The sequence below is a fragment of the Roseiarcus sp. genome (assembly GCF_052145395.1).
In the GTDB taxonomy this organism is placed as follows: domain Bacteria; phylum Pseudomonadota; class Alphaproteobacteria; order Rhizobiales; family Beijerinckiaceae; genus Roseiarcus.
The window spans coordinates 1-2,506 of record NZ_JBKQOT010000613.1; the positions used below are offsets into that span (position 1 = coordinate 1).

Below are 2,506 nucleotides of genomic sequence, written 5' to 3' on the forward strand. Positions count from 1 at the left end.
GTTCTGGAAGACGTGAGGTTCGTTGGTAAACGGCGCCTGACCAATCCAGTTGGCGCCTTCAGCCCCCATGTGGGTTATTGTGGCGGTGCGACGGCTCGGCACGTACATCGCCATGCCGTGGCAGCCGATGCCCGCCATCGCGCGGCTTCCGTCGGGAACCTTTGTCGACGAGTTGTGCGGACAGCCCGAGCAGAAGAACGGCGTTCGCTGCGTCTTGACGGCCGAGGAGGCGCCAGCGCGCTCGAGCAATTCGAGCCGCGCAAGCCGCTGCTCCAGCGCCGGCTCACGATGACCCAGCTTCTGCAACCGGGAAAGGAGAGCGGAGGCGACCAGGGTTGGCGTGAGCTCGCCCTCGCTCGGCAATAGCGGCGCGCCCTGTTCGTCGCGCTTCCCGACGACCGAAGGGCGACGCGACGCCTCCATGTTGTAAAGGATGCGGACGAGCTGATCCTCGATGAAGCCGCGCTTTTCCTCGACGACGAGAAGGTCCTTCAACCCTTCCGCGAAGCGGCGCGCGCCCGTTTCCTCCAATGGCCACGAGAGACCGACCTTGTAGATGCGCAGACCCAGCCGGCGTGCAGCGTCGTTGTCGACGCCCAGGTCTTCGAGCGCCTGACGGAGGTCGAGATAGGCCTTGCCGCTCGCAAGGACGCCGAGTCGCGGCGTGGGGCTCTCGAGCGTGATCCGGTCGAAGGCGTTCGCGCGTGCGAAGGCGGCGACGGCGCGCATCTTTGCCCCGTGCAGCCGGCGTTCCTGTTCGAGCGGCGGATCGGGCCAGCGGATGGACAGGCCGCCCGGCGGCGCCTCGAAATCCGCGGGGATCACGATGTCGGGCCCTAAACGGTTGGCCCGCAAAGACGCCGAGCTCTCGACCGTCTCCGAGACCGCCTTGAAGCCGACCCAGCAGCCGGAAAACCTCGAAAGCGCGAAACCGAGAAGACCGAGATCGAGATAGTCCTGCAAGCTCGCCGGACTGATCACGGGCATCATCGCGGCGGAGAAGATCTGCTCGCTCTGATGGGCGAGCGTCGAGGATTGGCAGCCGTGATCGTCGCCGGCGACGGCCAGGACGCCGCCATGCTTCGACGTTCCCGCGGAATTGGCGTGTTTCAGGGCATCGGCTGAGCGATCGACGCCGGGTCCCTTGCCGTACCAGATCCCGAAGACGCCATCGACCTTCGCGCCTGGAAACAATCCGACCTGCTGGCTGCCCCAAACCGCCGTCGCTGCGAGGTCCTCGTTGAGGCCGGGCGAGAACACGATGTCCTGTGCCTCCAGAGCGGATTTGGCTCGCCAGAGCGCGTTGTCGTAATTGCCAAGGGGCGAGCCGCGATAGCCGGATATAAAACCCGCCGTCTTAAGTCCGGCCGCGCGATCGCGCTCGCGTTGCATCAGGGGCAACCGCACCAGAGCCTGGGTTCCGGTCAGGTAAAACCTCTCGGCGTCGAGCCGATATTTGTCGTCGAGCTCGACCGGTAGGCGTTCCATTTGGCTACTCCGAAGGACTCAGCCGTTCGCCAAGTCGAACTCGATTCGGTCGACGCGCTCCCATTCGGCCGTGAGGAGATCAATGTCGCGGGAGTGCGTGAGCGGGTCGGCGTGGCCGTCGAGAATATCGGGAAAGGTCCAGTTGAAGCTCGAGAGGACTCTCTGCCCGTCCTTCACTGATATGGTCACAGGATGGCGCGAACCCAATGCGCCGCCCTGTTGGTAACCGTCTGCAATCGCATAGATTTCGAGGCGAGCCTTGCCCCCGGACAGGCGCTGTAGCGAAACCTCGATGTCGAAAAAGCCGAAGGCCGGGTCGTCTTTCGAGCCTTGGACATAGAAATAGAAGGCGCCGATCTTTCCCCATCGCGCGGGACCCAGATTCGCTTCGCGTGGGACTTGCGGGTCTGGCCGAGCGGGGGTGCGCGGCGGGAGCGGACCCAGCGAACACCCTTGCCGGTGGACGTAGCACGCCGTCATGCACCGATCCGCGGACCGAGCCAACGCTCCGCATTGGCGCGAAACACTGCTTCATCGACGCCGAGCGCCCGCTCGGCGTAAGCTGAGGGGCGGCTTTGCCTGATGGTGAAGGGATAATCCGATCCGACCACGATCGCCTCCGTTCCAACCGCGTCCGCCAGGAATCGCAACGCCGCATCCTCGTAGAGGATTGAGTCGAAATAAAACCGGCGCGCCATTTCGCGCGGATCGTTCGGAAACAGGTTCGCAAGGGTCGGGTCGAGCGCGCGGGTCGCGGACATTCGCGGCAGGATCCACGACAGCGCTCCGCCGCCGTGGCTCAGCAGGATGCGCAGGCGTGGAAAGCGCTCGGTCACGCCATGCGTCAGAAGGGCGGTTGCGGCCAGCGCAGTCTCGAGCGGAAAGGCCGCGACAGCGGCAAGCGGCGGGCGGCCGGCCATCCGCTCGAGCCCGGCAGGGTGTAGCGGATGCACCAGCAGGCAAAGGTCGGTCGCCTCGGCCTCGGCGTAAAACTCGTCGAATCTTGAATCGCCGAGCG

The 2,506-nt window shown here is 65.1% G+C and carries 2 protein-coding genes and 1 pseudogene; all 3 read right to left on the reverse strand.

Features of this window, described 5'->3' with window-relative positions; genetic code table 11:
- Nucleotides 1-1,488, reverse strand: a pseudogene (locus ACLP25_RS21015) (indolepyruvate ferredoxin oxidoreductase family protein); the annotation flags it as partial.
- A gap of 18 nt (nt 1,489-1,506) precedes the next feature.
- Nucleotides 1,507-1,968: a hypothetical protein gene (locus tag ACLP25_RS21020; protein WP_442471094.1), complete on the reverse strand. Its 462-nt coding sequence runs from the start codon at nt 1,966-1,968 to the stop codon at nt 1,507-1,509.
- Nucleotides 1,965-2,506: amidohydrolase family protein (locus ACLP25_RS21025; protein ID WP_442471095.1), on the reverse strand; the 542-nt coding region annotated here is incomplete at its 5' end. The genes ACLP25_RS21020 and ACLP25_RS21025, both read right to left, overlap by 4 nt.

What these genes read in the sequence shown, in the direction of transcription:
- ACLP25_RS21020 (WP_442471094.1), bottom strand. Translation starts at nt 1,968, where the DNA reads ATGACGGCGTGCTACGTCCACCGGCAAGGGTGTTCGCTGGGTCCGCTC.